Raw genomic sequence first — 2,160 nt, 5'->3', positions numbered from 1 at the left:
AAATCCTCCAGTCTTCTGTTCTCCCAGTCTCATAGTCTCCCAGTCTCCCAGTTCCTTCGTCCCCCCCGTCACCCAGTCCGCCCGTCACCCCATCTCCCATCTCCCATCTCCACTCACAATGACTGTCAAGTGGTATGTACTCGAAATCGCTCGATCGATGTGTCAAGATAGACATAATTGGTAATCGAGTGGCAGTATACTTTGAAAAATTTGCAAGTGAGTGGTAGGAGCATAAGCACAGTGAATCCGATCGGATCTACTCTTCAAGGGCGTTATCAGATCCTCGAACAATTGGGGAATGATGGAGCTGTAACGACTTACTTGGCGATCGATCTCCAGATTCCTGGCAATCTCCAACTCAAATGCGTTATTCACCGTTATCAACGACTTAATGAAACTATCGCTGCCGCGACTGACTGGCAACCAGCCATAAATGCCGCACAGGCTCTGTATGAATTAAGTGGTCGGGTCGATCGGTTGCCGACCGTCTATAGTTATTTTGTGGAAGAGAGCGCGTTTTACGTCGTCAGAGAATTCGCGATCGGGGTGCCGTTGGTGCAAGAGTTAGCAGCCGAGCGCGTGTGGACTCAATCGCAACTAGTGATGTTACTCGCAAACTTATTGGAAGTATTGCGCGATCTCGAAAGCTGTCAAGTGAGCTGGGAGCCGCTGTCAATCGGTCAGCTCGTCCGGCGTCAGGTCGATGGCAAACTCGTCCCGATCTGCTTACCGATGGCGATCGCTGCACCGGATCTAGGCGCTACCATAGTTTCTCCACTGGGGCAAGATCTCCGCACGATCGGCGAAATTGCGATTGCTGCTGCTATCGGTGCGGGTGGAATCCCGCTGACAGCCAGCCAACTCGATCGATGGCACGAGCTAGCGACTCAGATCGATCGACCAGAATTAATCGCCATCTGCGATCGACTCATTACTACCACTCCCGAGGATGGCTACCCCTCAGTATTTGCCGCTTGGCAAACGGTAGTCAGCTTGATTCCCCAACTGTTGGTACAAAATTCGCCAGCGGATACGCGCACGGAAATTGCCAGACACGTCCGCTTGTCGGTCGATCGGGGGACGGAATACTATGAAATTGGTAACTGCCAACAAGCGATCGCCGCTTTCGATCGGGCAATCGACCTCGATCCGCAGTGTGTTGATGCCTACTGTGGTAGGGGCAATGCGCGGCGTTTTATCGGCGATTATGCTGGCTCTTGGACGGATTTTGATACCGCTGTCCAACTCGCTCCCGAGCTGGGTGTTGCCTATATCGGACGTGGATTGGGGGCGTGTTTTGGCTCGCCATCAAATGCCGATCCTCGCACCGATTTCGAGCAGGGCAAAAACCTACTCACTCAGCCCGCCACCGCGATCGAGTATGTGATGCGAGGGACGGCAACAGCCCAGTTAGGCGATTCACAAGGAGCGATTGCTGATTACAACCTCGCCATCGACATCAATCCGCGCTTATTAGTTGCTTACAACAATCGGGGGAATTTACGACAGCATTTAGACGATATCGATGGTGCGATTGCCGATTTTAGTCAAGTATTGAAAATCGATCCCCAATCGGCGATCGCTTACAATAACCGCGCCATTATTTATACGCAAACCGCGCAAATGTCTTTAGCCATTGCCGATTTTACTAAAGCGATCGAACTCCAGCCAGATTTTGTCAGTGTTTATAATAATCTAGGTAATGCTTACTGCCAAATGAGCCAGTCCGCAGCGGCGATCGCTCAATATAGCAAGGCAATCTCCCTCGATCCGGACTTTGCTGTCGCCTATAGCAATCGTGCCAATATTTACCGCGTTGAGGAGAACATTGCTGACGCAATTGCCGACTACGATCGGGCGATCGATCTCGATCCCAACTTAGTCATCGCTTATTACAATCGGGGAATTTGTCATCGTCAAGCTGGCAACCATCAAGCCGCTATCGACGATTACACCCAAACTCTAGCACTCGATCGCCAATATTTTTATGCCGCTTATCATCGGGGAAATGCCCGTAAATATCTAGGCGATCGGCATGGCGCGATCGCCGATTATACTTACACCATCTGCTACGAGCCAAATCATTTGCACGCATACTACAATCGCGCGATTACGCGGGGCGAAATTGGTGATGTGCAAGGCGCAATCGAAGATCTCGAA

General features: G+C 51.2%; 1 protein-coding gene. It reads left to right on the top strand.

What is annotated here, in order from left to right:
• Positions 1-240: 240 nt before the first annotated feature.
• A partial coding sequence (locus RMO35_RS00365; RefSeq protein WP_309737775.1) for a tetratricopeptide repeat protein occupies positions 241-2,160 on the top strand: 1,920 nt, incomplete at its 3' end.

It is taken from the genome of Chamaesiphon sp. OTE_20_metabat_361, assembly GCF_031364565.1.
This window is presented reverse-complemented; position numbering and strand designations above follow the sequence as displayed.